The organism is Cellulomonas sp., assembly GCF_036279715.1.
Taxonomy (GTDB): Bacteria; Actinomycetota; Actinomycetes; order Actinomycetales; family Cellulomonadaceae; genus Cellulomonas_A.
On sequence record NZ_DASUIR010000144.1, the window covers coordinates 1 to 2,035 of the forward strand.

Sequence of the window (2,035 nt, forward strand, 5' to 3'; positions counted from 1 at the left end):
GCCCAACCTGACCAGGGCCCGGCGCTCCCAGCCGGCCGCCGAGCCGTCGCCCGCGGCGGAGAACACGAGTAGCCCATAGCCGGACCCCGTGGCGGCCGCTGACACGCCCTTCAGCACCTCGCCGGCCCACTGCCCGAGCTCGGAGAACAGCACGCCCACGACGCGCGCGGTCCCGCCCCGCAGCCGCGTCGCCGCGAGGCTCGGCTCGTACCCCATGGCCTCGATCGTCGACAGGACCCGCTGCGCGGTCGGTGCCGCGACACCGCTGCGGGCGTTGATCACCCTGGAGACCGTCGCTGTCGAAACCCCGGCGCGGGCGGCGACGTCGGTGATCGTCGGCAGGGGCCGACGCGCCGGGACGGCAATCACGTCACGACGACCTCGGCGGTGCCGTCGGTCGCCTCGACAACGACGGTGCCGCTCAGGTCCCCGGCGGTGATGCGGTACTCCCCCGCGAAGCCCTCCACGCCGAGGCGTCCCTCGTCGTCCGTCCGGACGCGCGTCTGCCCGAGCCACCAGTCGTCCTTGATCAGACCGCGCAGCGCCGCGTATGCGGGCTTCGGCGTGCCATCGGACCTCACCAGACCGGCCGGCGCACCGAGCCAGGCACCGTCGTCGGTCAGGCCCCAGTAGGTGATCGACTCGACCGCCGGATGGCCGACGAGCGTCGTGTAGTGCCGGACGATCTCGTCGGCCTGCCGCGCCTCGCCCTCGGGCGTCGAGGGCCAGTCGGCGACCTGGTAGTCGTTGAGGTCGACGATCTCACGGGGCATGAGCCGGCCCGAGAGCAAGGTGGTCTCGGTCATGTGCACGGGCAGGCCGAACCGCGAGAACCGCTCGAGGATCGAGAGCGTCTTCTCCTCGCCCCAGTAGCCCTGGTGCATGTGGCTCTGCAGCCCGAGGCCGTCGATCTGGATGCCGGCGGCGAGGCACTCCTCGACCAGGTGCTCGTACGCCGGCGACATGTCGAAGTCGTTGAGGAGCAGCGTGGCACCGGGGTTGGCCGACCGCGCCGTCGCGAAGGCCAGCCGGACCGTCTCGACCCTCCCGAGCCGCTGGCACAGCCGGGTCAGGCCGTTGTCCTCCTTGTCGAACACCGGCATGATCACGACCTCGTTGATCGCGTCCCACACGTCGATCACACCGCGGAACTCCGTGACCTCCCGGACGATCCGCGCACGCACGGCTGCCTCGACCTCGTCTGTCGACAGGTCATGCAGCCACTGCGGCGCGAGCGTGTGCCACGCGAGCGGATGACCCTTGACGACGCAGCCGTGGTCGACGAACCACTGCGCGGCTCGCCTCAGGCGCTCGGTGTCGGGATGCCCGCGCTCCGGCTCGAACCCACCCCAGTAGAACGGCAGCGTCGCGGTGTTGAAGAGCTCGAACCAGAGCTCGGAGAGGTGCGCAGCCGTCGACGGGGCGGCGCCACCGAAGGGGCTGTCCGGGGTCGCCTCGGTCTCGCCGTTGGCGAACCCGATGAAGTCGAAGCCGATGTTCGCGAACGCGAAGGCGTGCCGGACCTGCTCGACCACGACCTCGGCGTCCGCGACGGCGTTCCCGTCCGGGGTGCGCACCGTGACGGTCGACCTGCCGACGCGGTGACGGAGGACCTCCGGGATGCTGCGCGACGCGAGCTGCATGTGACGACTCCCTGCCTGTGATGACCTCTGCTGACCGACCGACCTGACCGCCGCGAGCCGCGGCACCTGCTCACACCCGACTCATGGCGCCGTCCGCCTCGAGCCCCGCCTCCACCGCGACGTCGACCCATCGTGCATCGGCGACCGTGATCTCGTGCCGCGTGCCGACGAGCTCGACGGTCGCCTCGGTCTCCCGCTCGGCGCACGTCGCCCCGACCCACAGCTCGATCACTCCCGGCTCCACGCCGCGCACGAGGTCCCGTCCGCTGAAGGCCAGGCGGGTGGTCGGCACACCGAACCGCACCGTTGCAGCCGCACCCGGGTCGAGCTCGACCCGCGCGTAGCCGAGCAGCTGCGCCACCGGCCGGGTGATCGACGCCACGGGGTCGTGC

At 71.7% G+C, this 2,035-nt stretch carries 3 protein-coding genes; all 3 read right to left on the minus strand.

Features of this window, described 5'->3' with window-relative positions:
- Positions 1 to 369 (minus strand): LacI family DNA-binding transcriptional regulator (locus tag VFW79_RS13590; RefSeq protein WP_329677828.1); only part of this gene is annotated, 369 nt, incomplete at its 3' end.
- Positions 366 to 1,643: an endo-1,4-beta-xylanase gene (locus tag VFW79_RS13595; RefSeq protein WP_329677829.1), complete on the minus strand. Its 1,278-nt coding sequence runs from the start codon at positions 1,641 to 1,643 to the stop codon at positions 366 to 368. The genes VFW79_RS13595 and VFW79_RS13590, both read right to left, overlap by 4 nt.
- A gap of 70 nt (positions 1,644 to 1,713) precedes the next feature.
- Positions 1,714 to 2,035 (minus strand): fibronectin type III-like domain-contianing protein (locus tag VFW79_RS13600; RefSeq protein WP_329677830.1); only part of this gene is annotated, 322 nt, incomplete at its 5' end.